The organism is Arthrobacter sp. Soil_C_49 (assembly GCF_057656635.1).
The window spans coordinates 164224-190316 of record NZ_JBDGJZ010000009.1; the positions used below are offsets into that span (position 1 = coordinate 164224).

Annotated in this window: 26 protein-coding genes and 1 pseudogene; 15 read left to right on the forward strand and 12 right to left on the reverse strand. The window is 60.2% G+C overall.

What is annotated here, in order from left to right; genetic code table 11:
* Nucleotides 1-242 precede the first annotated feature (242 nt).
* Together AC3A4Z_RS15530 and AC3A4Z_RS15535 are read left to right on the forward strand one after the other, a co-directional pair.
* Nucleotides 243-608 carry a hypothetical protein gene (locus AC3A4Z_RS15530; protein ID WP_498712569.1) on the forward strand — a complete coding sequence of 122 codons (366 nt, stop codon included), beginning with the start codon at nucleotides 243-245 and terminating at the stop codon, nucleotides 606-608.
* A 114-nt stretch (nucleotides 609-722) separates the two neighbouring features.
* Nucleotides 723-914, forward strand: a complete 192-nt coding sequence (locus AC3A4Z_RS15535) for a DUF397 domain-containing protein (protein WP_498712570.1) — start codon at nucleotides 723-725, stop codon at nucleotides 912-914.
* A 36-nt stretch (nucleotides 915-950) separates the two neighbouring features.
* On the opposite strand, the gene AC3A4Z_RS15540 is transcribed toward AC3A4Z_RS15535, so the two are convergent.
* Complete coding sequence (locus tag AC3A4Z_RS15540; RefSeq protein WP_498712571.1) at nucleotides 951-1889, reverse strand: NAD(P)/FAD-dependent oxidoreductase; 939 nt, start codon at nucleotides 1887-1889, stop codon at nucleotides 951-953.
* Nucleotides 1873-2652: an AfsR/SARP family transcriptional regulator gene (locus AC3A4Z_RS15545; protein WP_498712572.1), complete on the reverse strand. Its 780-nt coding sequence runs from the start codon at nucleotides 2650-2652 to the stop codon at nucleotides 1873-1875. The genes AC3A4Z_RS15540 and AC3A4Z_RS15545 overlap by 17 nt, the downstream gene beginning before the upstream one ends.
* Nucleotides 2653-2852: 200 nt before the next feature.
* Here AC3A4Z_RS15545 and AC3A4Z_RS15550 point away from each other — a divergent pair, with 200 nt between their 5' ends.
* The 9 genes from AC3A4Z_RS15550 to AC3A4Z_RS15590 all read left to right on the forward strand — a co-directional run bounded on the left by AC3A4Z_RS15550 (nucleotide 2853) and on the right by AC3A4Z_RS15590 (nucleotide 10596).
* Nucleotides 2853-3653 (forward strand): FHA domain-containing protein, encoded by an 801-nt coding sequence (locus tag AC3A4Z_RS15550; protein WP_498712573.1) that lies wholly within the window; start codon nucleotides 2853-2855, stop codon nucleotides 3651-3653.
* A gap of 14 nt (nucleotides 3654-3667) precedes the next feature.
* On the forward strand, nucleotides 3668-4048 hold the full coding sequence (locus AC3A4Z_RS15555; RefSeq protein ID WP_498712574.1) for a hypothetical protein: 381 nt from the start codon (nucleotides 3668-3670) through the stop codon (nucleotides 4046-4048).
* A 316-nt stretch (nucleotides 4049-4364) separates the two neighbouring features.
* Nucleotides 4365-5114: an AfsR/SARP family transcriptional regulator gene (locus tag AC3A4Z_RS15560; RefSeq protein ID WP_498712575.1), complete on the forward strand. Its 750-nt coding sequence runs from the start codon at nucleotides 4365-4367 to the stop codon at nucleotides 5112-5114.
* A 510-nt stretch (nucleotides 5115-5624) separates the two neighbouring features.
* Nucleotides 5625-6629, forward strand: coding sequence for a 1,2-phenylacetyl-CoA epoxidase subunit PaaA (gene paaA / locus AC3A4Z_RS15565; RefSeq protein WP_455835226.1), 1005 nt, complete (start codon nucleotides 5625-5627; stop codon nucleotides 6627-6629).
* A complete protein-coding gene (gene paaB / locus AC3A4Z_RS15570; protein WP_498712576.1) occupies nucleotides 6626-7093 on the forward strand; it encodes a 1,2-phenylacetyl-CoA epoxidase subunit PaaB in 468 nt (155 codons plus the stop codon). The genes paaA and paaB overlap by 4 nt, the downstream gene beginning before the upstream one ends.
* Complete coding sequence (paaC, locus tag AC3A4Z_RS15575) at nucleotides 7090-7992, forward strand: 1,2-phenylacetyl-CoA epoxidase subunit PaaC (RefSeq protein WP_498712577.1); 903 nt, start codon at nucleotides 7090-7092, stop codon at nucleotides 7990-7992. Before paaB ends, paaC begins: the two co-directional genes overlap by 4 nt.
* Nucleotides 7989-8522: a 1,2-phenylacetyl-CoA epoxidase subunit PaaD gene (paaD, locus tag AC3A4Z_RS15580; protein ID WP_498712578.1), complete on the forward strand. Its 534-nt coding sequence runs from the start codon at nucleotides 7989-7991 to the stop codon at nucleotides 8520-8522. Before paaC ends, paaD begins: the two co-directional genes overlap by 4 nt.
* A 9-nt stretch (nucleotides 8523-8531) precedes the next feature.
* Entirely contained in the window at nucleotides 8532-9773 is a 1242-nt protein-coding gene (paaE, locus tag AC3A4Z_RS15585; protein ID WP_498712579.1) for a 1,2-phenylacetyl-CoA epoxidase subunit PaaE, read from the forward strand.
* A 31-nt stretch (nucleotides 9774-9804) separates the two neighbouring features.
* Nucleotides 9805-10596 (forward strand): enoyl-CoA hydratase/isomerase family protein, encoded by a 792-nt coding sequence (locus tag AC3A4Z_RS15590; RefSeq protein WP_498712580.1) that lies wholly within the window; start codon nucleotides 9805-9807, stop codon nucleotides 10594-10596.
* A gap of 83 nt (nucleotides 10597-10679) precedes the next feature.
* Here the strand turns inward: AC3A4Z_RS15590 and AC3A4Z_RS15595 are convergent, their stop codons facing one another.
* On the reverse strand, nucleotides 10680-11600 hold the full coding sequence (locus AC3A4Z_RS15595; RefSeq protein ID WP_498712581.1) for a hypothetical protein: 921 nt from the start codon (nucleotides 11598-11600) through the stop codon (nucleotides 10680-10682).
* Nucleotides 11601-12078: 478 nt separating this feature from the next.
* On the opposite strand from AC3A4Z_RS15595, the pseudogene AC3A4Z_RS15600 reads away from it, so the two are divergent.
* From AC3A4Z_RS15600 to galU, 4 genes and pseudogenes are all read left to right on the forward strand, one after another.
* Nucleotides 12079-12348, forward strand: a pseudogene (locus AC3A4Z_RS15600) (2Fe-2S iron-sulfur cluster-binding protein); the annotation flags it as partial.
* Between the two features lie 93 nt (nucleotides 12349-12441).
* Nucleotides 12442-13221 (forward strand): enoyl-CoA hydratase/isomerase family protein, encoded by a 780-nt coding sequence (locus AC3A4Z_RS15605; protein WP_498712582.1) that lies wholly within the window; start codon nucleotides 12442-12444, stop codon nucleotides 13219-13221.
* 260 nt (nucleotides 13222-13481) lie between these two features.
* Complete coding sequence (locus AC3A4Z_RS15610; RefSeq protein ID WP_498712583.1) at nucleotides 13482-13637, forward strand: hypothetical protein; 156 nt, start codon at nucleotides 13482-13484, stop codon at nucleotides 13635-13637.
* 96 nt (nucleotides 13638-13733) lie between these two features.
* Nucleotides 13734-14624 (forward strand): UTP--glucose-1-phosphate uridylyltransferase GalU, encoded by an 891-nt coding sequence (gene galU, locus AC3A4Z_RS15615; protein WP_498712584.1) that lies wholly within the window; start codon nucleotides 13734-13736, stop codon nucleotides 14622-14624.
* A gap of 18 nt (nucleotides 14625-14642) precedes the next feature.
* On the opposite strand, the gene AC3A4Z_RS15620 is transcribed toward galU, so the two are convergent.
* The 9 genes from AC3A4Z_RS15620 to AC3A4Z_RS15660 all read right to left on the reverse strand — a co-directional run bounded on the left by AC3A4Z_RS15620 (nucleotide 14643) and on the right by AC3A4Z_RS15660 (nucleotide 25785).
* Entirely contained in the window at nucleotides 14643-15041 is a 399-nt protein-coding gene (locus tag AC3A4Z_RS15620) for a VanZ family protein (RefSeq protein ID WP_498712585.1), read from the reverse strand.
* Between the two features lie 353 nt (nucleotides 15042-15394).
* On the reverse strand, nucleotides 15395-16003 hold the full coding sequence (locus AC3A4Z_RS15625) for an LPXTG cell wall anchor domain-containing protein (RefSeq protein WP_498712586.1): 609 nt from the start codon (nucleotides 16001-16003) through the stop codon (nucleotides 15395-15397).
* A 180-nt stretch (nucleotides 16004-16183) separates the two neighbouring features.
* Complete coding sequence (locus AC3A4Z_RS15630) at nucleotides 16184-18052, reverse strand: DUF4012 domain-containing protein (RefSeq protein WP_498712587.1); 1869 nt, start codon at nucleotides 18050-18052, stop codon at nucleotides 16184-16186.
* A 47-nt stretch (nucleotides 18053-18099) separates the two neighbouring features.
* Nucleotides 18100-19536, reverse strand: coding sequence for a sugar transferase (locus AC3A4Z_RS15635; protein ID WP_498712588.1), 1437 nt, complete (start codon nucleotides 19534-19536; stop codon nucleotides 18100-18102).
* 442 nt (nucleotides 19537-19978) lie between these two features.
* Nucleotides 19979-21031: a polysaccharide pyruvyl transferase family protein gene (locus tag AC3A4Z_RS15640; RefSeq protein WP_498712589.1), complete on the reverse strand. Its 1053-nt coding sequence runs from the start codon at nucleotides 21029-21031 to the stop codon at nucleotides 19979-19981.
* Nucleotides 21028-22047 carry a glycosyltransferase family 4 protein gene (locus tag AC3A4Z_RS15645; protein WP_498712590.1) on the reverse strand — a complete coding sequence of 340 codons (1020 nt, stop codon included), beginning with the start codon at nucleotides 22045-22047 and terminating at the stop codon, nucleotides 21028-21030. The genes AC3A4Z_RS15640 and AC3A4Z_RS15645 overlap by 4 nt, the downstream gene beginning before the upstream one ends.
* Before the next feature lie 11 nt (nucleotides 22048-22058).
* Complete coding sequence (locus tag AC3A4Z_RS15650) at nucleotides 22059-23072, reverse strand: glycosyltransferase (RefSeq protein WP_498712591.1); 1014 nt, start codon at nucleotides 23070-23072, stop codon at nucleotides 22059-22061.
* A 62-nt stretch (nucleotides 23073-23134) separates the two neighbouring features.
* Nucleotides 23135-24367 (reverse strand): hypothetical protein, encoded by a 1233-nt coding sequence (locus AC3A4Z_RS15655; protein ID WP_498712592.1) that lies wholly within the window; start codon nucleotides 24365-24367, stop codon nucleotides 23135-23137.
* 140 nt (nucleotides 24368-24507) lie between these two features.
* Nucleotides 24508-25785 (reverse strand): polysaccharide pyruvyl transferase family protein, encoded by a 1278-nt coding sequence (locus AC3A4Z_RS15660; RefSeq protein ID WP_498712593.1) that lies wholly within the window; start codon nucleotides 25783-25785, stop codon nucleotides 24508-24510.
* Between the last annotated feature and the right edge of the window lie 308 nt (nucleotides 25786-26093).

Here is a 26093-nt window from a genome sequence, read left to right on the forward strand (position 1 = left end):
CGGTGGCCGGAACGCTCCGGCCACACCAGTGTCCTGCAGTTGAGTGGCCCGCACCATAAGGGAACGGAACAACCGAGACGAGTCTGACGCGCCCCCGTCACACTGGCGTCACGGCAGCACCGCCTGGGCAACCACCTTGGGGCAGCGTGACGCTCCGGTGACGAGCGGTTGGAACCATGCAGGAACGGGTCAATCCGGATCCGCCCAAAAATGGCTTACCAAAAATCGCGAAGGGGAGAACCATGGCAAACGAAACGAACGACGAGTACGCCGAGTTCGACGAGCAGGCGGTCACGGCCACACTTGAAGCCTCCAGGCAACCGTTCGAGGGACGGAACCGGCAGACGGCCCCGGACCTCACCTCCATGGACGGCGGGGAACTCGAACTCCGCGCGTCATGCATTTCAGTGACTTCGGGCAACAACAGGGTTTGCCTGAGGCTCCCGCTGGGAATCGGCAATGTCTGTCTTCCGGTGCCGTTTGACCTTCCGAATGGCACCGCAGTCAGGGCCTGCCTGAGTACCCGCACCTCGTGGGGGATCCCCACGGGTGTCTGCGTCAAGCTGTACGTCGCGGGCGAGCAAATCGCCAGCAAGTGTTTCCCGTAAGCGGCTGAGACGCCGTACCCGCCGGGTGTGGCAGCAACTCATTCAGGGCCCGGACGGGGACACACCTTGGCCGGGCCACACTCATAGAGCTACCAATGAACCATAGGAGTGGAAGTGGATGGCGAACTGACCTTCGAGCGCTCTTCCTATTGCGCCAACAGTTGTTGCGTCGAGGTGGCACAGGCACCGCACATGGGAAAGGTGTATGTAAGGAATTCCGCGGATCCTGCAGCCCGGATTGAATTCTCCGCGGAGGAGTGGCGGGCTTTTCTTGCCGGTGTAAAGGGTAATGAATTCGATCCCTGACCTGCCGCTGGCGGGTAGGGGAGCAGAACACATTGCCTAGCGGGGGGTCTCCTGGCTGTTCCACTGCTTCGCGAAGATGTCTTCGTCCAGGAACGCGGCCGCCGTGACGCCGCTGGCGATTGCCGTGGCTACGAACGTCATGTTTCCGGTGCCCGGTGCCACCTTTGCCATGTCTCCCACCGCGAAAACGAGCGGCACCGATGTGCGCTGGAAATGGTCCACGCGGACGCGGCCATCGTCGGTCAGGGCGCACCCGAGTGCCCGGGCGAAAGGCGACCGCTGCCGGTATGTGGAGGAGACGAAGCCAGCGCGGTATGTCATCGATCCGGAGTGGGGAAGAACCAGCGTGAGACCGTCCGCTTGGGCGTGGATGCCCGCCACCGGGTCCTCGATGATCCGGATGCCGTTCCGGTGGAGCCGGGCCCTGGTCCCGCGTGAGAAGCACGGCTCCCCGTTGCTGCACAGCTGTACGTCGCGGCTGATGCGGTCCTGCACGTAAGCCGCCATGAAGGCGGCGTGTTCGCTGTTGCCCAGCACAACCAGCGGTTCATCCCTGGCCTCGAACCCGTGGCAGAGAGGACAGTGGAACAGGCATTTGCCGAAGGCAGCGTCGATGCCCCGGATCGGCGGGAGCTCGTCAACAACGCCGGTAGCCAGGATGAGGAAGTCAGCAGTAATCTCACGTGCCGGTGCCCGCACGAGGATGCTGGAATCCGCCAGGAGGACGCTGGTGGCCTCGGCACTCAGGATGGACACCGAAGGTAGCCCGGCAAGTTCCTGGACGCCGGCGAGAACCAAGCCGGCCGGCGTCGTTCCTTCCCGGCCCAACACCATGTGCACCTGCGAGGCTGCGGCGTTGCGCCCGTGGCTGCTGTCCACCAGGACCACACGCCGGCGCTGCCTGCCGAGTACCTGGGCGGCGGCCAGGCCGGCAGGCCCACCGCCGATGATCGCTACCTCAAAATGCGACTCCACACCGGGGGCCTCTCACCAGCGGAGTCACCGCAGACGGTGTCCGGGCACGGGCCGGCTGCATGAGTTCGTACATCCGAGCCGAGAGCTGCGCGGGGATCCCGGCCTCGGCGAGGAGGCTCCTGTAGATATCCACCTGCCGGCGGGCCTCGCTGACATTGCCCTCAGCCAGGTGGGCCTGGATGAGGCAACGGTGCGCGCTCTCCCGCAACGGGTCACCGGCAATCGCCTGCAAGGCTGCCTCGATCGCCTTGTCAAACCTTTCGGCGCCCACGTACCAGGCGGATATCCGCTCCAAGGCATGAAGCCGGATCTGGCGCTGGCGCTCGCGGTCGATCACCAGCCAGTCGTCGTACCAGCCCGGCAACAGGTCCCCGCTGAGCGGGCCGATCTGCACCGGCGGTGCATCGCCCGGCAGCCACCGATCCAGCCCTTCGCGTAACCGGGTCACATCGACCTGCACAAACGCGGTGAGGTACAGCCTGTCACCCGATGTGGCCACCAGCGGTAACCCGTCCGGCCTGGGCAGCCTCCACAATGTTGAGCGAAGGCATCCCCGTGCCTGGGCTTCGTCGAGATCCGGCCACAACTGGGCGGCGACTGCTGTCCGGGTCATATGGCTGCGTAACGCCAGAAAGGCTAACAAATGCTCAGCGCGGGGCGTCAGTTCCACTGTTGCTGCCTCATCTCCCAGCCGGAAGTCGCCCAGGAGCCGAAGGTCGAGGGCGACCCCGCTGCCCGCATCACAGCTTCTTCGCGGTTCCATGGAATAGTCCTCTCCCGTTCACCCACCCCACTTGAGAGGGGAGGCTCTAAGTGGGAGTTCACATCCTCCCGCGTTATTGCGGCGTTACTGCTCACCAGGAGGGCAATCGGTGGCGAAGCCCGGTAACGCGGCAGTAACGCGATGTCCTTAGCCTGATGCTCACCGGCGCACCATGGAGAACAGCTAAGGAAACTGAAACAGTGGATCCCAAGGCTTCCCGACTCATTGCCCTCGGACCGGGCGGCAGCACGGGCGGTGACCTCGATCTGACACGCGGACGGATGACGCTGGGCCGCAGCCACTCCAATGACCTGGTCCTGTTGGAGCCCACCGTGAGCAGGGTGCACGCGTCACTCTCCGTGGACCCTGCAGGGCGGGTGTCCGTCCATGATCTCGGTTCCAGTGCCGGCACCACCGTCAACGGACGCCCGGCATCTGGCGAGGTGGTCCTGCACTCAGGCGATGTGGTGTCCTTCGGGAACGCCCGTTTCCAATACCAGGGCCCGCCGGACCAAGGGGAGGACACGGCCGCCCTCCCCATCCAGGGGCCGGCCGCCTACCGCCCGCGCGAAGAAAACATCCAGGGCAACTACGAGATTGCTAACCAGCGCGCCGGGAACATCAGCAACGTTGCAGGCAACCAATACACGGCCTACGTCAGCCACGTGCGGCAGGAACGCGAAAGCTTCCTGCGGGACATTGCCGCCACAAAAACCAGGGCCCGCTGGCTCATCTGGAGTGGGCTTGCCCTGACCATCGCGGGAGTGGTGGTGACCGGAGTCAACTTCCTGCAATTTGTGGAGGACGTCTCCAGTTTCACCGGTGAGGGACCGCCTGACTCTTTTCGCTCCTACATCATCGGAATTTTCATGGCAGGCGCAGGACAAATCCTCATGATCATCGGCATTGTCCTGCACGTAGTGGCAACGTCCCGGCGGAAGAGAGTGGACCGCGAATTCCCGTTGCCCTTTCCGGGAGGCCAGTTGGCCGGTAACGAGTAAGGAGGACGATCTGGATGGGATTCAACATCAATCATCAAACAGGCGGAGTGGTTAACAACGTCGAGGGGAACCAGTACATCCGCGGTGGCCAGCACAGCGGGATGGTCCAGTCCCGCGCCCTGCGCGCAGCGGTGCAGGAATTGGAACAGGGCGTCGCCGCATCGAGCCTTTCCGGCGGCCAGCTCGCGGCAATCTCAAGGCACCTGAAGGAGATTGACCAGGAAGTCAGCAGCGCCCACCCCGAGCCCGACAAAGTGGCAGGGCCCCTGCGGAAACTAACGGAAATCGCAAGTGCTGCAGGGGCCCTTGCCGGGCTCGCCGGACCCATCCAGAACCTGGCCGCATGGCTGGGCCCGCTCGGACAACCCATCGTGAAACTGCTTTCGGGCCTCTGAGCCGCCTCTCCAGGAAGACAGGAAGGCAGGAACGCAGGAAGGCACGACGGCGGCACGCACCATGGGTGGAGAGGCGCGGCTGGGTGCCGCACGGCCGCCGTCGGGCTTTCGCTCACCCCGTATGGGCAGTGGCAGCTGACTGCGGCAGACAACAAATTCGGCGTCTGATAGACGCCTCTCCCTACTGAAATAGGGGGATGCGCCGCATTGACTTTCAACTTCAAGGTGAGGATCCTCGAACTTGCACGACTAGTGTGAAAACCGAGATCGGGTAGCCATGGGCAACGATGACTGTGGAATATTCAAACTGGACCTCATGCATTCCTGGCAACTGCGCCAAGATGGAACAGCAGTCTATGTGGCGGCCCGTCAGCAGCGGCTTATCGCAGCACTTGCGGTCCGCGGGCCCTGCCTCAGAAACTACCTGGCCGGGATGCTGTGGCCGGACTGTCCTGAGGCCAACGCGCTGGAAAGCCTCCGGGTGGCGGTGCATCTGGTGACACGGCAGATGCCGGGGCTGCTCGTCAAGACAGGCGCGCTGCTCTCCTTGGACGCCAGGGTCGAGGTGGATCTGCACCGCGTGCGCGCCGCCTTGGCGGAAGCGACCAGCGCGGGCAAAGGCGATCCGGCGTCTGTCCTGCCTGAGATTCGCGATGTGGACTTGCTGCCGGGCTGGTACGAGGACTGGGTGGTGTTCGAGCAGAGCAGGCTGCAGCACGACCGGGTCAGGGCGTTTACCTGGGTTTCACGCCAACTTGTTGCCCGGGGCGAGAATGAGGCCGCCGCCGATGCCGCCATTGCGGCCCTGGAAATCGAACCCCTCTATGAGAGTGCCGTGCGGGTGCTCATTGCCTCAGAGCTGGCCCAGGGAAACGTGGCTCTGGCACTGTCCGCCTACGACAGGTACCAGGGTCAGCTTAAGGCGGACATCGGCGTCGGCCCCTCCGAGGGCTTGCGCCGTCTGGTTCAGGAAATACTGCACAGCCAGAGCCGCGTCAGCGCAGAAAGACTATCCTCCGCCGTGGCCAGCAGTTTGAGTCTGCAGCCACTCACGCACAATGCTTAATGCTCCGTCGGGATCGGCAGCGTAGAGGGTCGTCTCGGCGCCAACTGCAGGTCCGTAGGTTATCCTGGCGCGAAACCCAGGCGGGACCTCGTCCGGTTCAAACCAGGTGCGTATGACCAGTGTGCCCCCGGACTCCGGGCCCGCCGGCACGCCCTGAAGACCTATCCCCGCGTTCTCGCTATGCATGCGTTCCCACTCTCCGGCAATAAAAGATCCCTGTACCCGAATAGCGTTCATCCTGCCGTACTGCAATCAATAGTCCGCTCCTCTTTAGGAAACATTCACGAAAACTTGAGCCTGCGCGGGCGCGCCCTCCAGTGAGAGAGCGTTCGGGAAAACCCGACATCAAGTGAGAGAGCGTTTGGGAAAAGGGCGCATTAAGTGAGAGAGCGTCGCAAGGGGGAGGGCAGGGGGTGGGCGCTTGACGGTCCGGAGCGCTTCCGCATATCCTGAACGAACGGTCGGTAAATAATTCGGCACGTCCCAGAAGGTCTTTGCAGAGGAGCAACCATGGCAGCGCAGAACTTGCAGTCAGTGCCGGCTGAGCGAACGGCTGGAACCAGCGAAACCGCAGAGGCGGCAGGCCAGGCCAACTTTGACCGCGTCATGGCCGAGGACTCACGCATCGAGCCCAAGGACTGGATGCCGGCGGCCTACCGCAAGACCCTCCTGCGCCAGATTTCCCAGCACGCGCACTCCGAGATCATCGGCATGCAGCCCGAAGCCAACTGGATCTCCCGCGCCCCCAGCCTGAAGCGCAAGGCCATCCTCATGGCCAAGGTCCAGGACGAGGCCGGCCACGGGCTCTACCTCTACAGCGCCGCCGAGACCCTGGGCCAGACCCGGGACAAGATGATGGAAGACCTCATCGCCGGCAAGGCCCGCTACTCGTCCATCTTCAACTACCCGGCGCTGACCTGGGCGGACATGGGTGCTATCGGCTGGCTGGTGGACGGCGCCGCCATCTGCAATCAGGTCCCGCTGTGCCGCGCCTCCTACGGCCCCTACGGCCGGGCCATGGTGCGCATCTGCAAGGAAGAATCGTTCCACCAGCGCCAGGGCTTCGAAATCCTCCTTGAACTTTCCAACGGCACCCCCGAACAGAAGCAGATGGCCCAGGACGCCGTGAACCGCTGGTACGCCCCGGCCCTGATGATGTTCGGCCCGCCGGACGACGATTCGCCCAACTCCAAGCAGTCCATGGCCTGGAACATCAAGCGCTTCAGCAACGACGAACTCCGCAGCCGCTTCGTGGGCATGATGGTGGAGCAGGTCCGGGTCCTGGGCCTGACCCTCCCCGATGACCAGGTCCGCTACAACGAGGACACCAGGAAGTGGGAGCACGGCCCGCTGGACTGGCATGAGTTCCAGGAAGTGCTTGCCGGCCGCGGCCCCTGCAACGCCCAGCGCCTGGAGCGCCGGAGGGAAGCGCACGACGACGGCGCCTGGGTTCGCGAGGCAGCAGCAGCCTACGCAGCAAAACAGTCAATGAAGACGAAGGAATACGCAGCATGAGCCCTCACGGCAACCCGGAAGTCCCCGCAAGTTCGGCCAGTGAAGTGATCCGCGGCGCGGAGCAGGTTCCGGCCGGCGCCCCCACCCCGGAGGCAGCCGCCACCGAGACCAAGGCCGCCGCAACAACCCCGGCCTCGGAGAACCAGGTTCCCTCGATCAAGCCCGCCGTCAACCACGCAGACCGCGGTGCCTGGGGGTTGTGGGAGGTTTTCGTCCGGTCGAGCCGCGGTTTGAGCCATGTCCACGCCGGCAGCCTGCACGCGCCGGATGCCGCCATGGCCCTGCGTAACGCCCGCGACCTCTATACCCGCCGCAACGAGGGCGTCTCCATCTGGGTTGTCCCGGCCGACGCCATCGCCGCCAGCGACCCGGATGCCAAGGGCTCGTTCTTCGAGTCGCCGCAGGGCAAGGACTACCGGCATGCCACGTACTACACCAAGAGCGAAGGGGTAAAGCACCTGTGAACCCCGAAGCCCCCGAAACCACAACCGGCCACGGCGACATCTCCACCGGCGTCGCTGGTGGCGACTCCAACGCCTCCGCCACCCGCATCACGCCCGGCAACGCCCTGCGCCCGGAGGACATCGCGCTTGAGGTCCGCACCGGCCTCGCCAAACCCAGTGAAGACGTCGCCGAATTCGCCCTGCGCCTGGGCGACGACGCCCTGATCCTCGCGCAGCGCCTGGGCCACTGGATCTCCCGCGCCCCGGAGCTGGAGGAGGACGTGGCCCTGGGCAACATCGCCCTGGACCAGCTGGGCCACGCCCGGAGCTTCCTCAGCTACGCCGGCGGCGCCTGGGACAAGTCCGAGGATGACCTCGCCTACTTCCGCCGCGAACACGAGTTCCGCTCAGTCCAGCTGTTCGAGCAGCCCAACGGCGACTTCGCGGTGACCATCGCCCGCCAGTTCATCGTGAGCTATTACCAGTTCGAGCTGTACCGCCGGCTCACCCAATCCACGGACGCCACACTGGCCGCCATCGCCGCCAAGGCCGTGAAGGAAGTGGATTACCACCGGGACCACAGTGCCCAGTGGATCCTCCGCCTGGCCGGCGGCACCGAGGAATCCCGCAAGAGGATGATCCACGGCCTGCGCCTGATGTGGCCGTACGTCAACGAACTGTTCCAGGACGATGACCTGACGCAGCGGCTCGCCGAGGCGGGTGCCGCCGTCGCGCCTTCCAGCCTGCGCGAGGACTTTGACCGGCTCACGGGCGAAGTCCTCACCGAAGCCGAACTCGAGGTGCCGGACGTCCCGGCAGCACCCGGCGGCGGCCGGCACGGCAGGCACTCCGAGCACCTGGGCTATATCCTCGCCGAGATGCAGGTGCTGGCCCGCGAGCATCCCGGAGCAAGCTGGTGACTGCCGTGTACATTTCGGACTTCGAAAGCCGCACCCGGACCCCGCGGCAGAACGCGTGGGACATCGCGGCCACCGTGTGTGATCCCGAGATCCCCGTGCTTACCATCGAGGACTTGGGCATCCTGCGGAACGTGCAGGTGACTCAAACAGGAAAAGTCATCGTCACCATCACGCCCACCTACTCCGGTTGCCCGGCCATGGACGCCATCCGCGACGACCTGAAAACAGCCTTCGCCAAAGAGGGCTACGCGGACGTTGAGGTGGACCTGGTCCTCGCCCCGGCCTGGACCACGGACTGGATGACTGAGGCAGGCAAGGCGAAGCTGCAGGAGTACGGCATCGCCCCGCCGTCGGGCATGTCCGATGCAGCACGGCACGCAGGTCCCATCCGCCTGAAGATGGCGGTCAAGTGCCCGCAGTGCGCCAGCCTGAACACCAAAGAGCTCACCCGCTTCGGCTCCACCTCCTGCAAGGCGCTGTACGTGTGCCAGGACTGCAAGGAACCGTTCGACTACTTCAAAGTGCTGTAAGGAAGCCCCATGCCCGTTGTCCGCCAGACTGCCGCCGAATCGGCGCAGGCCACCGGCCGCCGTCGTCCGTCCTTCCATACGCTCGCCGTGAAGGAGGTGCGCCGGCTCACCGAGGACGCCATCGAGGTGGCGTTCCACGTGCCGCAGGAGCTCGCCGGCCGGTTCGACTACCTGCCCGGCCAGTACGTGGCCTTGCGCACCAAGCTCCCGGACGAAACCGGAGTACCCAAAGAGGTGCGCCGCAGCTACTCCATCTGCGCCGAGCCGCGCAGCTTCGAGGACGGCAGCAGCGAGATCCGCGTGGCGGTCAAGAAAGACTTGGGCGGACTGTTCTCCACCTGGGCCAACGCCGAGTTGAAGGCCGGGGACACGCTGGACGTGATGAGCCCCATGGGCGCGTTTGTGTCCAAGCATGGCCGGGACGGCAAGGCCGTGGAGCAGAACCGCATGAACTCGATGAACAACCCGGAGGAGCTGGCCGGGGACGTCGCCGGGCAGGGGGAGGCTAGCTTTGTGGCCATCGCTGCCGGCAGCGGGATTACCCCGGTGATCGCGATCGCCCGCACGCTGCTGGCCGCCAACCCGCAGTGCCGGTTCGACCTGATCTACGCCAACAAGGCCGCCATGGACGTGATGTTCCTGGAGGAGCTGGCGGACCTGAAGGACAAGTACCCGCAGCGGCTGGCCATCCACCACGTGCTGTCGCGCGAGCAGCGGATCGCGCCGCTGCTGTCCGGAAGGATCGACGCCGGGAAGCTCCAGCAGCTGCTGGGCACCGCCATCCACGCGGACGACGTGGACGAGTGGTTCCTGTGCGGGCCGTTCGAGCTGGTGCAGCTGTGCCGGGACACCCTGGCTGAGCGTGGCGTGAAGCCTGAGAACATCCGGTTCGAGCTGTTTACGAGCGGCAAGCCGGACCGGCCGGAGGGGCACGCGGGCCGGCCCGTGGTGGTGGACGAGTCCAAAGAGACGTACAAGATTACGTTCAAGCTGGACGGCCTGCAGGGCGAGGTGGCCAGCCCCACCCACGCCCGCGAGTCCATCCTCAACGCCGCGCTGCGGGTCCGCCCGGATGTGCCGTTCGCGTGCGCCGGGGGAGTGTGCGGCACATGCCGGGCCAAGGTGGTCACCGGCAGCGTGACCATGGACGAAAACTACGCCCTGGAGCAGGATGAGCTGGACAAGGGCTACGTGCTGACTTGCCAGAGCCACCCCACCAGCAAGGAAGTCACCGTCGACTTCGACGTGTAAACACTTGACCCGGTCTCAACGAAGGAGCCCCATGATTTCCCTCTCCATCAGCAACAACGTCGCCGAAGTTGTCCTGGATGCCCCGCAGAAGCTGAACTCGCTGGATGAGCAGGCGCTGGCGGAGTTGTCGCAGGCGTACGACGACGCTGCTGCCGCCGCCTCGCGCGGTGAGGTGCGGGCGCTGCTGCTGAGGGGAGAGGGCCGCGCCTTCTGCGCGGGCCGCGACATCCAGAACGTCACGCCGGAGAGCGACGATGCCGCCGCGTACCTGGGCGGGCTGGTGGAGCCGCTGCTGAAGAAGATGGCATCCTTCCCGGCACCGACGTTCGCGGCGGCCCACGGGGCCTGCCTGGGCGTGGGGCTGGGGCTGCTGCTGGCCACGGACGTGGTGTACGTGGCGGAGAACGCGAAGTTCGGCTCGCCGTTTGCCAAGCTGGGCGCCACGCTGGATTCGGGCGGTCACTGGTACTTCACGGAGCGGCTGGGCATGCACCGGACACTGGACCTGATCTACACGGCCGAGCTGATCAGCGGCACCGAGGCCGTGGCGCAGGGCCTGTTCAGCCGCGCCATGCCGGCGGACGAGCTGCTGGAGAACACCCGGGCGATTGTCGCCAAGGTGGCCCGCGGCGCCACCGGAGCCTTCAACGCGAGCAAAGAGCTGGTGGCCCACATACGGGACCAGCGCCTGGGCCTGTGGGAAGCCATGGCGGAGGAAAACACCGAGCAGGCCAGGCTCTGCAAAACAGACGACTACGCCGAAGGTTTCCGGGCGTTCCAGGAGAAGCGTGAGCCGCGGTTTAGCGGCGGGACTCCGTCGTAGTCAGAGTAGGGTGAGCATGGCAGCTGCCGCCCTCCTGGTTGGAAGGCGGCAGCTGTCGTCGTTAGAGTTCGGTGCTTTACCGGTTAGCTGCAGCGGTTGGCTCGCTGCTCAGCGTTTGAAGGATTGTTGTAGCAGGTCCCGCCGGCGCTGCGGACGCCGGTTGTGACCACTGGAGTTCCCACGGTTCGAGCCTCGGCGACAAGCGGATCGATGTTTTCACGGGTCACGGTGACAACAGGAGCTGCGCGCGTGGTTGCCGTCGTAACCCCGTCCCTGGTGTTCCCCTCGGTAACCGTTACTACCGGGGCGATCGGCGTGCACACAATGTCCGCTTCCTCGGAGCCGGGTCGGGTTCCCGTGGTCACGATCGGAGTGCCCGGAACTACGGATTCAGTCACCACTGGAGTCCCTGTAGCCGTTGACGTCGTCACCACCGGTGTTCCGGTAGGGGTGGGGGCGTCACTGCCGGGGAGGAAGTTGTAGGTGGTGGTCGTGGTGACAGTGGTCCGCGTTGTCGGCTGGGTGGTGGTCGCCGTGCGCTCCGTCTGCTGCGTCGTCATTGTGGCGATGACCGTCTGGTACATCGTGGTGGTGCATGATTCACGTTGCTGCGTGCTGCTGAAGACCTCCGTGTAAGGCGTTGTGGTGGTAATCAGCGTCTCCCGCTGCTGGGTACTGGTGGTGACCTGTTCCTGAGGGGTGGTTGTCGTGGCAACGATCGTCGTGGGGGTTGTTGTTGTGGTTAGGACGGCCCTCTCGCACCTTTCCACAGGCCGTGCTGCCCGCTCGTTGTTTACCCTTTGGCAGTTGGTGGTCGTGGGCGACTCCGTGCTCGTCGGTGTGCCCTGTTCCGTCCGGGTTGTGGTTGTCGGCGTGCCGGGAACAACAGCGTCCACGCTGACAGCCTCGCCTGCATTGCGCTCCTCCCGGGTCACAACCGCTAGGCCGGGACGCTCGGTCCGAAGGACAGTCGCCTCACCGACATTCCGTTCCTCGGATGTCACAGTGGGATTTGGCTGCCTGGCGGGAAGCGCTGTGTCCACGGTGACAGGATCACCCACGCGGCGGTCCGCACTGAACGTCGTTGTCGAAGCCCCTGATGGAACATCAGGACCTACGACGGGTGTGGTGACTGTGCACCTTGTACCGTTGCCGGTGCCGGTGATCGTTCCGCCTATCGCAGTACAGTTGGCTTGCCGTTCGGCGGGACCAGCTAATGCCGGTCCGGCTGGTGCCAATACGACGACAAGTCCCAGCGTCGTCGCGGCCACCAAGGAAGATAAACGCATCATTGACTCTCTTCTTTGTGATGGACCCGCGCGAGCGGGATCCGGCGACACTAGCAGCCCCACCAGACAACGGCAGGGAAGCGAAGAGGATCTCCGGGACTCGAGTACTGTTCTGGACGCAAACAAGTAATTGACTCGACGCAAACAGGTAGTCTGCCCCAACACCGCAGCTTGGAAGAAGCACGCCATGTTCACGTTCAAGCTGGACGGTCTGCAGGGCGAGGTGGCGAGCCCCACGCACGCCCGCGAGTCCATCCTGAACGCCGCGCTGCGGGTCCGCCCGGATGTGCCGTTCGCGTGCGCCGGGGGAGTGTGCGGCACGTGCCGGGCCAAGGTGGTCACCGGCAGCGTGACCATGGACGAAAACTATGCGCTGGAGCAGGATGAGCTGGACAAGGGCTATGTGCTGACTTGCCAGAGCCACCCCACCAGCAAGGAAGTCACCGTCGACTTCGACGTGTAATCCAATAATTTTTCAAATCGGGTCCACGCCCGCAGGGTTCCCTGGCCGAGCTTGCGAGGCTAGGGTGCGGGTGGGGACCAATAAAGGAGCCGCATGATTTCCCTCTCCATCAGCAACAACGTCGCCGAAGTTGTCCTGGACGCCCCGCAGAAGCTGAACTCGCTGGATGAGCAGGCGCTGGCGGAGTTGTCTCAGGCGTACGACGACGCTGCTGCCGCCGCCTCTCGCGGTGAGGTGCGGGCGCTGCTGCTCAGGGGTGAGGGCCGAGCCTTCTGCGCGGGCCGCGACATCCAGAACGTCACGCCGGAGAGCGACGACGCCGCCGCGTACCTGGGCGGGCTGGTGGAGCCGCTGCTGAAGAAGATGAGCCAGTTCCCGGCTCCGACGTTCGCGGCCGCCCACGGGGCCTGCCTGGGCGTGGGGCTAGGGCTGCTGCTCGCCACGGACGTGGTGTACGTGGCGGAGAACGCGAAGTTCGGCTCGCCGTTCGCCAAGCTGGGCGCCACCCTGGATTCGGGCGGGCACTGGTACTTCACCGAGCGGCTGGGCATGCACCGGACGCTGGACCTGATCTACGCCGCCGAGCTGATCAGCGGCACCGAGGCAGTGGCGCAGGGCCTGTTCAGCCGCGCCATGCCGGCGGACGAGCTGCTGGAGAACACCCGGGCGATCGTGGGCAAGGTGGCCCGGGGCGCTACCGGTGCGTTCACCGCGAGCAAGGAGCTGGTGGCGCACATTCGGGACCAGCGCCTGGGCCTGTGGGAGGCCATGGCGGAGGAAAACACCGAGCAGGCCAGGCTCTGCAAAACCGACGACTACACCGAGGGATTCCGGGCTTTCCAGGAAAAGCGCGAGCCGCAGTTCGGTGGTTGAGGTCCTGGGGCTAGCAACCGGCTGGGGGCTTAGGTAAACCCTGCTTCCCTACTTTTAGGTAGGTACGGTTTGCCTGCAGGAAACGGGTATCACTTACTCGTGTTTTCCGTTCCGGTTGGTTGTTCACTGGGAAGTGCCGGCGAGGAGAGAGCTTTCGACGACGAGGGCACCCACCGCATCATTCGCCGGCACCATCATCGTGGCGGCTAGAACAATGAGTCTCCCGGCGGACCGGGAGCACCCAGGAACGGCGGGATCCCATGCGCATCAGATTATCCACGGGGGACGACTTCAACCTTGCCACCTGCCCCCACCAGTTTGTTGGCCGGTGTGACGACTGTTCCGGGCCGGCCGGCCTGCGGGAATCGGACCAGATGGTCACAGATGAAGGCGGGACTACGTTCTCGGTGGAGTGAGGCGTAGGCACGTATAGATGGTCGCTGGACGAGAGAAACCGGCTATACGCCGGCGATAAATTGCCATCGGCCATGGCTGATTTGTAAGGTTCAGCTATGACTACGGGGAAAGCTGTTACCAAAGCCGTCATTCCTGCTGCCGGATTGGGAACTCGCTTCCTGCCCGCCACCAAGGCAATGCCGAAGGAAATGTTGCCGGTGGTTGACCGTCCGGCCATCCAGTACGTGGTGGAGGAAGCCGTAAAGTCCGGCCTCAACGACATCCTGATGATTACAGGCCGCAGCAAGCGCGCCCTTGAGGATCACTTCGACCGTGCTCCAGGCCTGGAACGGGTGCTTGAGGAAAAGGGCGATAACGGCCGCTTGGAGTCCATTCGCTACGCGTCAGAGCTGGGACCCATCCACTACGTCCGGCAGGGCGAGGCCAAGGGCCTGGGGCACGCAGTGCTCTGCGCCAAGCAGCATGTAGGGGACGAGCCCTTTGCTGTGCTGCTGGGTGACGACCTGATCGATGAGGCCGAGTCCCTGCTGACCACCATGATCGAGGTGCAGCAGAAGACGGGCGGTTCGGTCATCGCTCTTATCGAGGTGGATCCCTCCCAGATCAGTGCCTACGGTTGTGCAGACATCACTGCTGTTGAGGGTGAGGACTATGTCCGGGTTAACAGCCTTGTGGAGAAGCCGTCCGTGGCTGACGCGCCGTCCAACCTCGCCGTGATCGGCCGGTACGTGCTGCACCCGTCCGTCTTCGGCGTTCTGGAGAACACGGAGCCGGGCCGCGGCAACGAGATCCAGTTAACCGACGCGCTGCAGACCCTAGCCGCTGGCGAGGGCGAAGGGTCAGGCGTTTATGGTGTGGTCTTCAAGGGCCGCCGCTTCGACACAGGCGACAAGCTGAGCTACCTCAAAGCTGTCATCACTCTTGCATCCGAACGCGTTGAATTCGGCGAGGACCTGAAGACCTGGATGAAGGCTTTCGTCAACTGACGGGCGCTTTTTGACTTGTTAGAGGTCCGTTGCCGGAAGGCGGCGGGCCTCTATTTTTGTTAGTGCTTTAGGGGCTAAGAGTGCGCCGAGAATGGCGCCGGACGTGTTTGTGACAAGGTCTAACGGGCTCGCAAACCGGTTCTGAAGAAACAGCAACTGACCAAGTTCCATGCAGCCCGATATGACCAATCCAAAAGCGCCAATGCGCCACCAGAACTTTTCTGGAAAAGCAAGCCGGCTGGCAAATCCGAGCGGGATGAACAGCAGAACATTCGCTGTAGCTTCCACAAACCTGTAATTGAACCAGGTTGGGGTCCCATGACGGTGAAGGAACATCAGGACGCTCATCAATTGTCCTTGGACTGGCTCATCTACCGGAGACGGCCAAAATGCGATCAAGGCTAGCGGGATAAGCATCAGGGCAAGAATGAATCGCCCAAGCCTGCGATTGTGGAGGTGCCTCAAGCCAGCCTCAGCCGGTCCTTAGAAGGGCTACTGCCGCTGTTCCCAGGGCAACAGTTGTCAGAATCGCCAGAGGGATATACCGCCCTGCCTGAGGACGGGGGAGCGGCACGGAGAAATCGAATTCTCTCGGTGGTCTGTTCCAATGTCTCCCCATAGCCCTAATAGATACCACAACGCCGTGCAGGACTCCCGCTGGCCCAGTGGTTGAACCTATCGAAATCCTATCGAGCCTTAAAAGCAGAAGGTGGGTGGTTTCCCGTTTCCGGGGAACCACCCACCTTCTTTGGTGCTTTGGATCTTACAGACTATGCAGCAGCCTCAGCCTTGGCACGGCGACGAACAACCACTACGGACGTTGCACCGGCAGCCAGTGCGCCAGCGCCAACCAAGGTCCAGAGGACCAAACCGGAGTCAGCACCCGTGTTGGCGAGACCGGAACCGGTGTTGGCCAGGCCAGCGCCGGTGGTCACCGTGCCACTGGTGTTGGCCAGTGGTGCTGCAACAACGACGGTGACGGGACCAACCTTGATGCCCGAAGTATCACCGGTAGCCGTCAGAAGATAAGTGCCGGGCTCGGCAATAGCAAGAGTGACAGCAAAGGCACCCTGTGCGTCTGCTGTGGCCTTATGAGTCTGCGCTTCGAAGAAGACAGGGATCTTGGCAGAGAACGACGTACCACCGGCGATGTTGGCTCCGGAGGCTGCCGGAGGGTTGCCGGGCGTAACGTTGATGGTCAGTGATTCGCCGGCCAGGAAGCCCTGGCCGCGGAAGACGAACTGCTCGCCCGGACCTACGGTGCCGTCGGAAACGGCTGCCTGAGGCGGAAGGGGCGGGTAAGTACCTGCTACGGCAGGAGCCGAACCGATAAGGGCGATGGATGCGGCGAGCGCAAGTGCGGCGAATGTTTTTTTCATTAGTGTCCCCCCGGAGACGTTTAAGTTTCTTAGATGTACCCGAATTGAGGAGGGTTCCTCACCGCACGAGACCCGTGCGGAAATGCCGGATAGTTATCCCAAAAAGACGGTACCATTCGGCACGCACCATGAGCAACGTCAATCCAGTCGGTTTACATAGTGTTAACGCATCGGCTAGGTCTAAGACCCGCACGAGGCTATTTGCGTGGGCTGAATCACATCTTTGACCGCTTGTACACCAGGTGTGACAACCACGTTCGGTTCAGTGTGTTGAACGATTTTCCCGAAGGTAAATTCCACCGTCCTACTCTCACCCGGCGCGAGCTTCACCGCCAAGACTCCGACGGGCCGATTGCTGTGGCGGTAGGGTGCAAAATCAGTTTTTTGTCCGTCCACCTTTGAAGTCTCAACAGTTGCTTGCGATGGTCCATAGACAACGATATTTGTCTGTACGGTTCCTGGGGGCACACCAAATAGTCCGGCACCGGTCACGTATGCGGGCAGCGAGCTTGCTGCGTCAGCGGGTGCCGTGTTCGTACTCGTCACGCGGACGGTTGTCTGCTCATAGCCGTCGTGGGCACATTCTTTGACCAATTGAACGGTTCGCCTCATGTAGTAGTCCATTTTGGCACCAGTTCCATCGTTGAAGTAGACGCCAAATTGGGCCGGAGAGATGCTAGGCCCTGCGATTGAGCCACTAACCGGGAACCTCGATATCGTCTCTTGCTCATTCTTCACCGAGGACCACAGACTTAGACGGCCCTCCGCCGCTCCTCGGGTAATGCCGTCGATCAACTTCTGGGAATCGCTTCGGTCTTCAGAAAGCGCCTTGAATAACTCCTCGGCTACGCCGGCAAAGTACGCGTCCTGCAGCCTCGGCTCTTCAATCTTTGCGTATACGTCAGACAGCAGTGTCGGGACGACGTTTTTTCCACTCAGTTCCTTTGGAAGCCCTGTGCTTGCCAGCCCCATGACTTCCGGATTAGTCAGCTTGATGGGTCCAGTGGCGTCCAAAATGTACCCCAAAACGACAGGGTCCATGGAGATCACACCGTCAACTCTCTGTCCAGTCTTCTTCTCCCACATGGCCTGTGCAGTACTCGCCGAGGTTGGGAAATCGGGCGTCAAGTTGACGTCCTGCATGTACTTGCCGAGACGCCCCGAGAACAAATGCTGTTGTTCCGGGTCAACGTCAACGCTGGGAAGTGTAGCGCCCATTTCACTTGCGCTGCTCTGCGCACCGAGGGCCATTTTTCCCTTGTCAACGTTCAGAACGGCGAGGGCGCCAGGAATACCACCTGAAGCACGTGCTTCAGCATTGTTTTGTATTAGCAGGAGGTAGCTACGGGGATCCTCCGCACCCAACATGCTCGGTAGGATGCTCGCTGCGCTTGCTGCTGCATTGAGGCCATCGCGGAATGAGTCAAGTTCGCTTCTGGCTTGGATAAGTGGGTCCGATACCTGCGGTAACAAAGCATTTGTATCGATCCCTGCCAATCTGTTGGAGGACTGGGTAACTGTGTAAGCCGCCGAGACGACCTTGGGTTCGGCAGCAGCCAGCGATGCTAGGCCAGCCTCTAAATTGCTCGGCGTCAGCGACCGCCAATCAAGGGTTTGATACACACTGACCAGAGGCCCAGCTCCCCGATTGGCTAGGTCATCAGCTGCTTGCGCGACCACACTGGCAGCTTGGAAATTCGGACCGATCCATGGCAAGGTGCCGGCAGCGATCCACAACGGGTCCTCGGAGGCTGCCCTTGCCCTTGATGCGTGGCCTTTCAATTCCTCGACGGTAGCGGAAGCAGCAGCGGGGTCATCCTTGAGGATGTCACCCTTGAGTTGGGGGACAAGGGCTGTGGCTGCTGTGAGCTCTTGGCGAAGAGTGGTCGCTCGGTGTCCTAGCCAGGCCGCCGACGACAAAGCCAAGACAACCAACGCCGTAACTGAGAGAGCAACCGTAAATAGTCGCCGATTGCGCCTCTTAGTCGCTCGTGCCCCACGGTGGGACCTTTTGCTAGCTCTTGCGATCGTGACGTTATCCTCGATCATTCAGATGATCCTTCCAGCACGGAGTCAAGGGCGCCGTGGTTAAGTTGTTAGTAAGCCCCGGTGCTACGAAACACCGCGCGCACGGTGCGCAATAGGATGACGAGGTCGCCAGCCAACGACCAGTTCTCCACATAGTACAAATCAAGTCGCACGGAGTCCTGCCACGAAAGGTTGGACCGCCCGCTCACTTGCCACAGACCCGTGAGTCCTGGCTTGACGAGGAGCCTCCGGCGGACGTCGTGCTCATATGCATCAACTTCTTGAGGCAACGGGGGGCGAGGACCAACTAAGCTCATGGATCCCGAAAAAATGTTGAACAACTGCGGTAGCTCGTCCAGACTGTATTTCCTCAGAAGCCTGCCACTCCGCGTAATTCGTGGATCGTTCTTCATCTTAAAGAGAACGCCGCTACCCTCATTTCGGGCCGCCAGTTCAGCGAGACGTTCCTCGGCATCTGTAACCATCGATCGAAACTTGAGCATGGAGAACGGCGCGCCTTCGATTCCTACACGCTTCTGCCTGAAGAGGATCGGTCCAGGGCTGTCCACCTTCACAAGGAGACAGACGAGCGCCATTATGGGAGACGTCAGCACGATAAGGACCGCAGAAACGAACACGTCGAACAGTCGCTTCGCTACGCGCTGGCCCCCTTCAAGAGAAGGAGTGGTCACATGGATGAGAGGCAGGCCCGCGATTTGTTGGGTGTGAATGCGAGGTCCTGCAATGTCCGTGAGGGCTGGAGCCATAATCAGGCCAATGTTGCGCGCTGCCAGCTCCCAGCCTAAGTGCCGAAGTATCTGTGGGTGAAGCTGTACTCCAGCGGAAACCGCGACTGCGTCGGCCCCACATTGGTCGATGGCACGCAATATCGACTCGGTATCGGCTGCCCGACCAAGTACTGGCAGCTTAGATTCCATCTCTGAAGTGTCGTCGTTTCGAACGCCTGGCGTGTACGCAGCTATCGGCAAATAGCCGGCCTCTCTCGAATTCGTCAATGACTTGTCCAAATGGGCGACAGCGCCCGGACCACCGAGGATAAGGAGCCGGGACATGCTTTTGCCGGTCTGGCGATTGATACTCAGGTGCTGACGGAGCAACCAACGGGCCAGAAGTAATCCAACTAGGCCGAGGGGAAGGGCCAGTCCCACGTAGCCGCGTGCAGTTTCTATCCTCAGCACGTAGGAGAAAATCGCTACCAGTCCGAACAACCAAAGCGAAGCAGCTGCAACGCGTTTGTACTCGTCGGTTCCAGCTCCAAGAATCCTGCTCTGGCGGCTATTCCAAGCTCCCAACATGAGCCACCAGGCGACTATGAGTCCTATAGAGAAGAGCGCATACGCTGTCTCGTCGCTCATCGAGTCTAGATTTGGGTCAAATCCGAAACGAACGATGTACGCTCCGAGCACTGCCCAGGTCACAACGAACGCGTCAACAGCCCGTATTATGCGGGAGGTTCTAACTCGCCAATCGTTGTTGCTTTCCATGTTTGCTTCTGCCTTCCCTGATCTAGGAGTTTCTCCCTCGTCAGGCACCCCTTCACGATCTTAACCCAAGCCGGGGTCAGCCATCTGTCGGACTCCTGCGAAGGACCAAATATCGTCGAACATTACTCGTCGTGAATAGGGTTCTTGGTCGAATTTGTGGCAGCGAATTCCGTTGAAGTTTCCATAGCCAAGGCTTTACGGGGTGTTTTAAACGAATGCCTCTAAATTTTGACCCCGCGCGCCCATCGTGGACCCTATATAAATTCCGGACGTCAGACGTAGTTGCAGTGCAAAGTGGTGGAACAGTTTCTCATCCGCACTATTAGACTGTCCTTCCGGAGTCCCTCGACTTTCCGTCCGCGAGAGTTCGTGAGACGACTAGGTTGCGTCCAAGAACCCCTGGCACCACCTTAGCAACGCATTCAGGGACTGGCGCTCCTCGTTACCTGTACACCGAAACCTTCATTGCCTCGACCAAGTCCCCTCGAGCACTGTTGCGCCTCTGGGATGTGGATTCAATGCTTTGACGATACCGGTCTCGTTCACTTTCCGACGTCAGCAACAACTTCACTTGGGCGAGGACAATTTGCGGGTCAAATGTGTTTACGTTATGGACAAACTCTGACAATCCCAAGTCTGAAAAGGCACCGAAGCCTTTCCGCTCATAGGCCAGATGAACTACATAGTGACCAGCCTGCATGGCCATTAGAGCGGCGTGCAGTCTAACTGCGACAATGATCCTTGGTGGTTTGCCCTGCGAATCGAGCAAATCCGGGCGGGATACAACATGACGGGCGCCCAACTGGTTCGTGGCGGGCCGGTCATCGTTCCCCGAAGTGGTGCTCTGAATGTAGACGTCAAACTCTGGTAGCACATTGGCCAATTTCATGACGCCCGACGGTACTTTACCTCGAACGCTGCGCACGGAAAGAATGGGGGTGGGATCCGGATCCAGACGGCGTGGCTCGATACTCTGCTCGCCGATGAGAGCCAAATCTGGATATCGCCTTGGATTAACGTCGGCGAATTCCACCATACTTCTGTCGTCCCGTAAGGCGACGACGGACATTCCACGCAGTAAGCTCGCAAGCGGCCGGCGCAAACCGTATCGCACGGGACCAATGCTCTGCGGCAGGTAAACTGTCGCACGCCTACTATACCGAGCGGCTATAAGTTGCGGCCCGTGGATGAGGGCTGACTTCAGCGCCTCCAGTGGAGTCCCCGCTCGCAGGTAACCTCCGCCCACCGCTACAATGAGGTCATAATTTCTTATTCCCCATAGCAGCCTAAGGTAGCCGATGCTATAGCCCATGCGTCCAACACCTGAATCAACGACGTTTTCGGCCAGTTCGCTAAAAGTTTCAGGGTGAGAGGCTGCAACAGTTATCTCAACATCTGACCCAAACGCATTTCGAATTAAGGACAATGTTTCGCGAACCAAAAGTCCGTCGCCGAGGTTCTTGGCGCTATAGCCGTGAATTACGAGTATGTTCAAAGCCCTAAAACCTCTTCGTAGATACCAATGTGCTTGTCAACTGAATTGGCCCAGGAAAATCGGTTCACCCAGTCATCGGATGCGCGATGCAATTTCTGTCGGGCGGCAGTGTCGGTGATGGCGGACAGAAGTCCGACAACGAGCTGTTCCGGTTCCGTCCCTGGGAAGCGGAGTGCAGGTCCGGCCACCTCCGCTAGTGATCCACGATCGGTTGTGACAACAACGGCGCCAGCTGCCATTGCCTCCAAAACAGGAAAACCAAAGCCCTCGTACAGGCTAGGAAAGGCGAAGGCGGTGCATTTTTGCATCAGAGCAACTCGGTCGTCATCGGAAACAAAACCGAGGTGGATAACGTTATCGACGCCGCCGATTGCCTTCATTGTTTCTTCGAAATTCCATGCCGGGCGCCCAGCAATTACAAGAGGTAGTTGCAGCTGTCGGATTCGCGGATCCTGAAACGCCTGAACCAAGGCAAGCAAATTTTTCCTGGGCTCTACATTTCCGAGATACAGGACAAAATCGGAAGGGACCCGGGACGATACTTCCTGCGAGAGTAAACGCGGAATCCTGAACATTGCGGCATCAATTCCGTGGGGAATAACCGAAATTTTTTCCGGTGGAAGTTCAAAAACAGATGCTACATCTTGAGCGCTTGACTCGGACACTGTGATGACGCGGTTGGTACTCTTTATCGCTTGAGCCACTCTAAGGCGCCAAAGGGCTTCTTGTCGCCTGTTTCGAGCTGTTGAGATCCAGCGACTCGCGACGCCATGAACAGTCACAACCGATGGGCCGCGCGTAGGAACTAGCGGCCCGGTGTCCGCAACATAATGCAGAATCTCCCCGGTCGGGACTGTTTTCAGGCCGAATATGGTCTCCTTAAGCATTGTCGAAAGCGCGTTCTTGCCGGAAGGTATTCGAAGGACTTCGTGCCCTCTTTCAAAGAGGCCTGCTTCAATGTTCCGGGCGTAGGTGGTGTTGCCTCCCACATGTCGGTCGATGATACGTGCGGGCATGCGAACTGAAATCACTGGTCGACAGCCTCTCTGTAAATGCCGGTCAATGCCGCAAGATGCGCGTCAATGTTCATTGTTCTGGTTACCTCGTGGCTCAGTGCCACGCTCTCTTCCCGTGCGGACTTAGAGGTCAAGAGCTCTATGATTCTGTCTGCAGCTTCTTGTGAGGATCGGATGGTAACCAGCCCTGTATCCTCGAAGCAGGAGATGTCTCTCACAACGACAGGCAGTCCTCGAGCAGCAGCATCTAGCACACTTAGTGGGAAGCCCTCATATGCCGCAGAGTGTAAGTATATAGAGGACTCCAGGAGTGCCTGACCTAATCCTTCCTTATCGAGCCACCCGGTTATTCTCACGTTCTGGTCCCTTAATCGCTGGGTCAGTTCGAAATCATCACCATCGCCGATCCAAACGAATTCGGCATTGAATCCTTGCGCCTTGACCAATCTCGCTACATCGGCAAAAAACTTAGGATCCTTTTGGGGGACTATCCGACCTATCATAACGACCCTGTTGGAGCTAAGAGGCGGCCTACTGCCAGAATTGCCTAAAGAGGCGACGTTAGGCAGGAACTTAGTGGGATTTTGTGGGCGCAAGCCCCGAGCAAGCCGCTGTTCGTGCTGCGATAACACCACAGTCAGCTTTGTGTTCCAACTCAAAACGGACTCTGCTATACGGTAAGTCATTCGCGCCAAGGTACTTCGTTGTGGATCATCGAAGACAAAGCAATGAGGCTCATAAATAATAGGTGTTTTGATCGGAAGAGCACGGGCGTAAAACCCAGCCCAACTCGAATGTGCGTGCACAACGTCGGGCTTTAGTTCTCGAACCGTATTTAGAAATGCCAGGACTCTCCGAATGTGGGAGTCCGGCATTTCCCGAGTTGACATGTAGGGAACCCCAAGTCTTGGCTCTTCTGAACCTGCCCAGAGCAAATGGTGCTCCGCCTCGTATTCTGAGGCAATGGTTTCCAGGGCACGACTCACGCCCCCGGCATGACTTGCGGTTACATGTAGGATTCTCATGTGTGATCCTCGGTCTTGTTTTCATCGTGCATAGGGGTATTCGGGCCAAGGCGGGTGGCAAATCAATTGTATTTCCCCGTGCCCAGCTCGCGGAAAAGCATGGCAGTTAGATACAGGGCGATGAATATTTCCGCAGTAGCAAATGCGATCATGGCCCCATTTGTCTGAAAGGTATTTGCCAAGAGGAGAGTCAGCGAAATAAGGATGGCGAGCCCAGAAACTGCGCAGCGGGCAACTGCTCCGATTCGCCCGAGGAGGACGAGACTCGCATTGCCTGTGACACTCGATACGAAGATCATTGCGATGATAACTCCGATAAGGCAACCAACACGCCAATCAAGATTGATGGTGTCGTTTGACATGATGCCCGAACCGAAAGGCACCAGCAATGCGACAGTCGTTCCCATCACGACAGCTAACGTCCAAGTGATGGTCGTCCCTCTCAAAATGCGACTGGCGAGAGATCTATTTCCGCGGGGGATTCCCGTCTGAATATATTGAATCAGAGGGGTCATTCCGGTATTTGACCATCTGATAAATTTCTCTGCCAATGCAATTGTCGGTCCGGCCGCGGGTGCCACAAGGGGCGTTACGATAACTGGGACACTCATGCGGGCGGCCATGACGAAACCGACGCTGAAGCCAGCGAAGCCAGTTCTAATTTCTCGAATAGAATCGCGATAGGAAGGCCATTTGATATCCAGATCCATACTCTTCGCACGACGCATGAGCAATACTGTCGGTGCCACCGCTGCCACCATGTTGCCGAAAATATTGAATACTCCAAAGAGTACGCTGGACGGAATTATGAACGTAAGAAGTGAACCGGCAATTATCGAAAGACTCCGTGGCACGGCATTGAATAGGATTAGATTTCGTGGTTCTCGAGAACCTATAAATATCCAAGTGCCATTTAGGCCAAATATTGCCCCCGCCACTGCCATAACGAACATGCCAAGATGGTCTTCCACGGGCCAGATGAGAGACATCGCCAGCAAAATCATAGTTACGGGAGCAAGCAACATCAAACGAGGAGGAATGGAATCCAGGTAGTACTGGATCCTTTCCCCCCTGTTAAGTCGGGCAATTGTCGTGAGTCCAACGGAATTCCAACCCCATAGGGTGACGGAGCGTGCAAGATCACCCATTGCTTGGCCGATCGCGATACTTAGCCATGCAGATTCCCCGACGGTTGTCAGAAGAATCGGGACAGAAGCAATCGAAGCAAAACTAACCAGTAAAGGCGCGAGTCCGAAACCACCCAAATTTGCGAGCATCCCAGCTAGCCGCTTCACAATCTGGTTCCCCCTTCGAGTCTTGATGATTTCGGATGTCTGGAAGCATTAGCTGTGCAGCCCTTTTGGGACATCCGAGACATGTCTAAGGGAGTCACACTGAAGTGTCCTTGGTCCCTTATACAGCTTGGGCGGAAAACTCAGTGGGTGAGTTCTTCGTGCCTGAAATTTCTGGCTGAGAGTTGTCGGATGTGTCCGAGCCTGGCATCGATGGCACTCGCAACCGATTGTCGGTTTCGGAGAATGATCTGCACATGTTCGGCTACTTCGTCGCCGAAGCCTTTGCTGGGTTCTACGACAAACCGTCGCAGGTCGAAGAAGTCGAAGAGGCCCTCGACTTTTCCAGCCGTTGCCAAGGCGATAACTGGAACACCATTGGCGAAGGTAAGAATAGATAGATGCATACGACCCGTAACTGTCATCTGTGCTCGTTGTGTTATCCAGCGAACTTGCTCTGGGGTCAGCAGGTCAGTGACTAAGAGATCTCCGGGAAGGCCAAGAGCGTTGTAAGACGCCTTGCATGCAGGTAAATCGGAATCTTGGGGCCGAATGACATGCGGAAGAAAGAGTACACGACTGCCCTCAGAGTGCATGGCGGCCACTATCTTCTCAACTTCTGGCCTTTGGTCGAGCTTTTTGGCGATGAGCCCGCTGACATTTAGAATGCTAAAGCCACCAGGATGCGATGAGGCTTCTTCGACCCAAGACTTTATGTAGTTGGGCGGCTCTTCAACATCGTGAAGCGAGAACGCCATATCGGCTGCCTGAACGACGTCACTCGCACCCAGCTCAACCATTCTTGAGTACGACAGGCCGTCTCGCGGGAACAGGGTACCAAACTTACTCACCCTGACCATCGCTTGCCCAACATTTTTGGGCGCTTTGTCTCGCCAACTGAAGCCCAAAACTGCAGTGTCTACGCCGCGTTCGTTGGCTACGTTACAAAGGCTCCAGCCAGCAAGACTGGACGAGGCGTTGCCACCGTCTATTGTGTCCGCGCCGTGAATAAAGAAGCGCGTGGCTCCGTTGAGTTCCTTGGCAAATCGCCGCACGTGTCCGAACCTGAAGAATGGCATCGCCCTGTATAGACTCTTAGCAGGGTACAGACGAATGCGGTCACCGTGTTTGGCGACCAGGCTTCTTGCCAATGCGGAATCCAAGGGATTCTTTGGCAACTTGATGAAAACCTTGACTCGACCGGTAGTGTTTGCAAGAAAGGCGTTCAACATTGCGTTATCACCAATGTTGCCGTCACCGGCCGGAGACATAAGAACACAGAATTCGGCGACTCTTTCCTGCGACTGAGGCACGGTCCGCTGGGCCAAGGAATCAAGCCCAAACATCAATTTCGCGTATGGGTCCGATTGCCACACTTTTCGGACAGTTGGCATCAGCCAGGATTTGACGACGGATTTCAAAAAAGCCCCCAGGTCGCTAAGTTTTCAGGGCCTTGTTGTTCATGGATCCCGTGCTCACATTACCAGAAGTCCTGGCTAGGTCTTGGGTGAGGTTTCGAATGGGTCCCATCACTGAACCACGAGGGCGAACATGGATGCCTAATGTCTGCGGCCCTGTAGAGGGAAGCGGATGAAGTAGGGGCTATGTACCGTTTGCGGTTAGGAATGTGTGGGCTGAAGATGTTCTGGCCGGCCCCATGGGCTGTTCCTGGATCCTGGAGGCTTTGGCCATTGGCGGATCACGCGCCGTCCGCTGGTGGCGGTGCATG

Excerpts from the sequence above, each read along its gene's own strand:
- AC3A4Z_RS15530 (WP_498712569.1), top strand. The coding sequence starts at position 243 with ATGGCAAACGAAACGAACGACGAGTACGCCGAGTTCGACGAGCAGGCG.
- AC3A4Z_RS15545 (WP_498712572.1), bottom strand. The coding sequence starts at position 2,652 with ATGGAACCGCGAAGAAGCTGTGATGCGGGCAGCGGGGTCGCCCTCGAC.
- AC3A4Z_RS15555 (WP_498712574.1), top strand. The coding sequence starts at position 3,668 with ATGGGATTCAACATCAATCATCAAACAGGCGGAGTGGTTAACAACGTC.
- AC3A4Z_RS15560 (WP_498712575.1), top strand. The coding sequence starts at position 4,365 with ATGCATTCCTGGCAACTGCGCCAAGATGGAACAGCAGTCTATGTGGCG.
- paaA (WP_455835226.1), top strand. The coding sequence starts at position 5,625 with ATGGCAGCGCAGAACTTGCAGTCAGTGCCGGCTGAGCGAACGGCTGGA.
- paaB (WP_498712576.1), top strand. The coding sequence starts at position 6,626 with ATGAGCCCTCACGGCAACCCGGAAGTCCCCGCAAGTTCGGCCAGTGAA.
- paaE (WP_498712579.1), top strand. The coding sequence starts at position 8,532 with ATGCCCGTTGTCCGCCAGACTGCCGCCGAATCGGCGCAGGCCACCGGC.
- AC3A4Z_RS15590 (WP_498712580.1), top strand. The coding sequence starts at position 9,805 with ATGATTTCCCTCTCCATCAGCAACAACGTCGCCGAAGTTGTCCTGGAT.
- AC3A4Z_RS15605 (WP_498712582.1), top strand. The coding sequence starts at position 12,442 with ATGATTTCCCTCTCCATCAGCAACAACGTCGCCGAAGTTGTCCTGGAC.
- AC3A4Z_RS15610 (WP_498712583.1), top strand. The coding sequence starts at position 13,482 with ATGCGCATCAGATTATCCACGGGGGACGACTTCAACCTTGCCACCTGC.
- galU (WP_498712584.1), top strand. The coding sequence starts at position 13,734 with ATGACTACGGGGAAAGCTGTTACCAAAGCCGTCATTCCTGCTGCCGGA.
- AC3A4Z_RS15620 (WP_498712585.1), bottom strand. The coding sequence starts at position 15,041 with ATGCTTATCCCGCTAGCCTTGATCGCATTTTGGCCGTCTCCGGTAGAT.
- AC3A4Z_RS15625 (WP_498712586.1), bottom strand. The coding sequence starts at position 16,003 with ATGAAAAAAACATTCGCCGCACTTGCGCTCGCCGCATCCATCGCCCTT.
- AC3A4Z_RS15630 (WP_498712587.1), bottom strand. The coding sequence starts at position 18,052 with ATGATCGAGGATAACGTCACGATCGCAAGAGCTAGCAAAAGGTCCCAC.
- AC3A4Z_RS15635 (WP_498712588.1), bottom strand. The coding sequence starts at position 19,536 with ATGGAAAGCAACAACGATTGGCGAGTTAGAACCTCCCGCATAATACGG.
- AC3A4Z_RS15645 (WP_498712590.1), bottom strand. The coding sequence starts at position 22,047 with ATGCCCGCACGTATCATCGACCGACATGTGGGAGGCAACACCACCTAC.
- AC3A4Z_RS15650 (WP_498712591.1), bottom strand. The coding sequence starts at position 23,072 with ATGAGAATCCTACATGTAACCGCAAGTCATGCCGGGGGCGTGAGTCGT.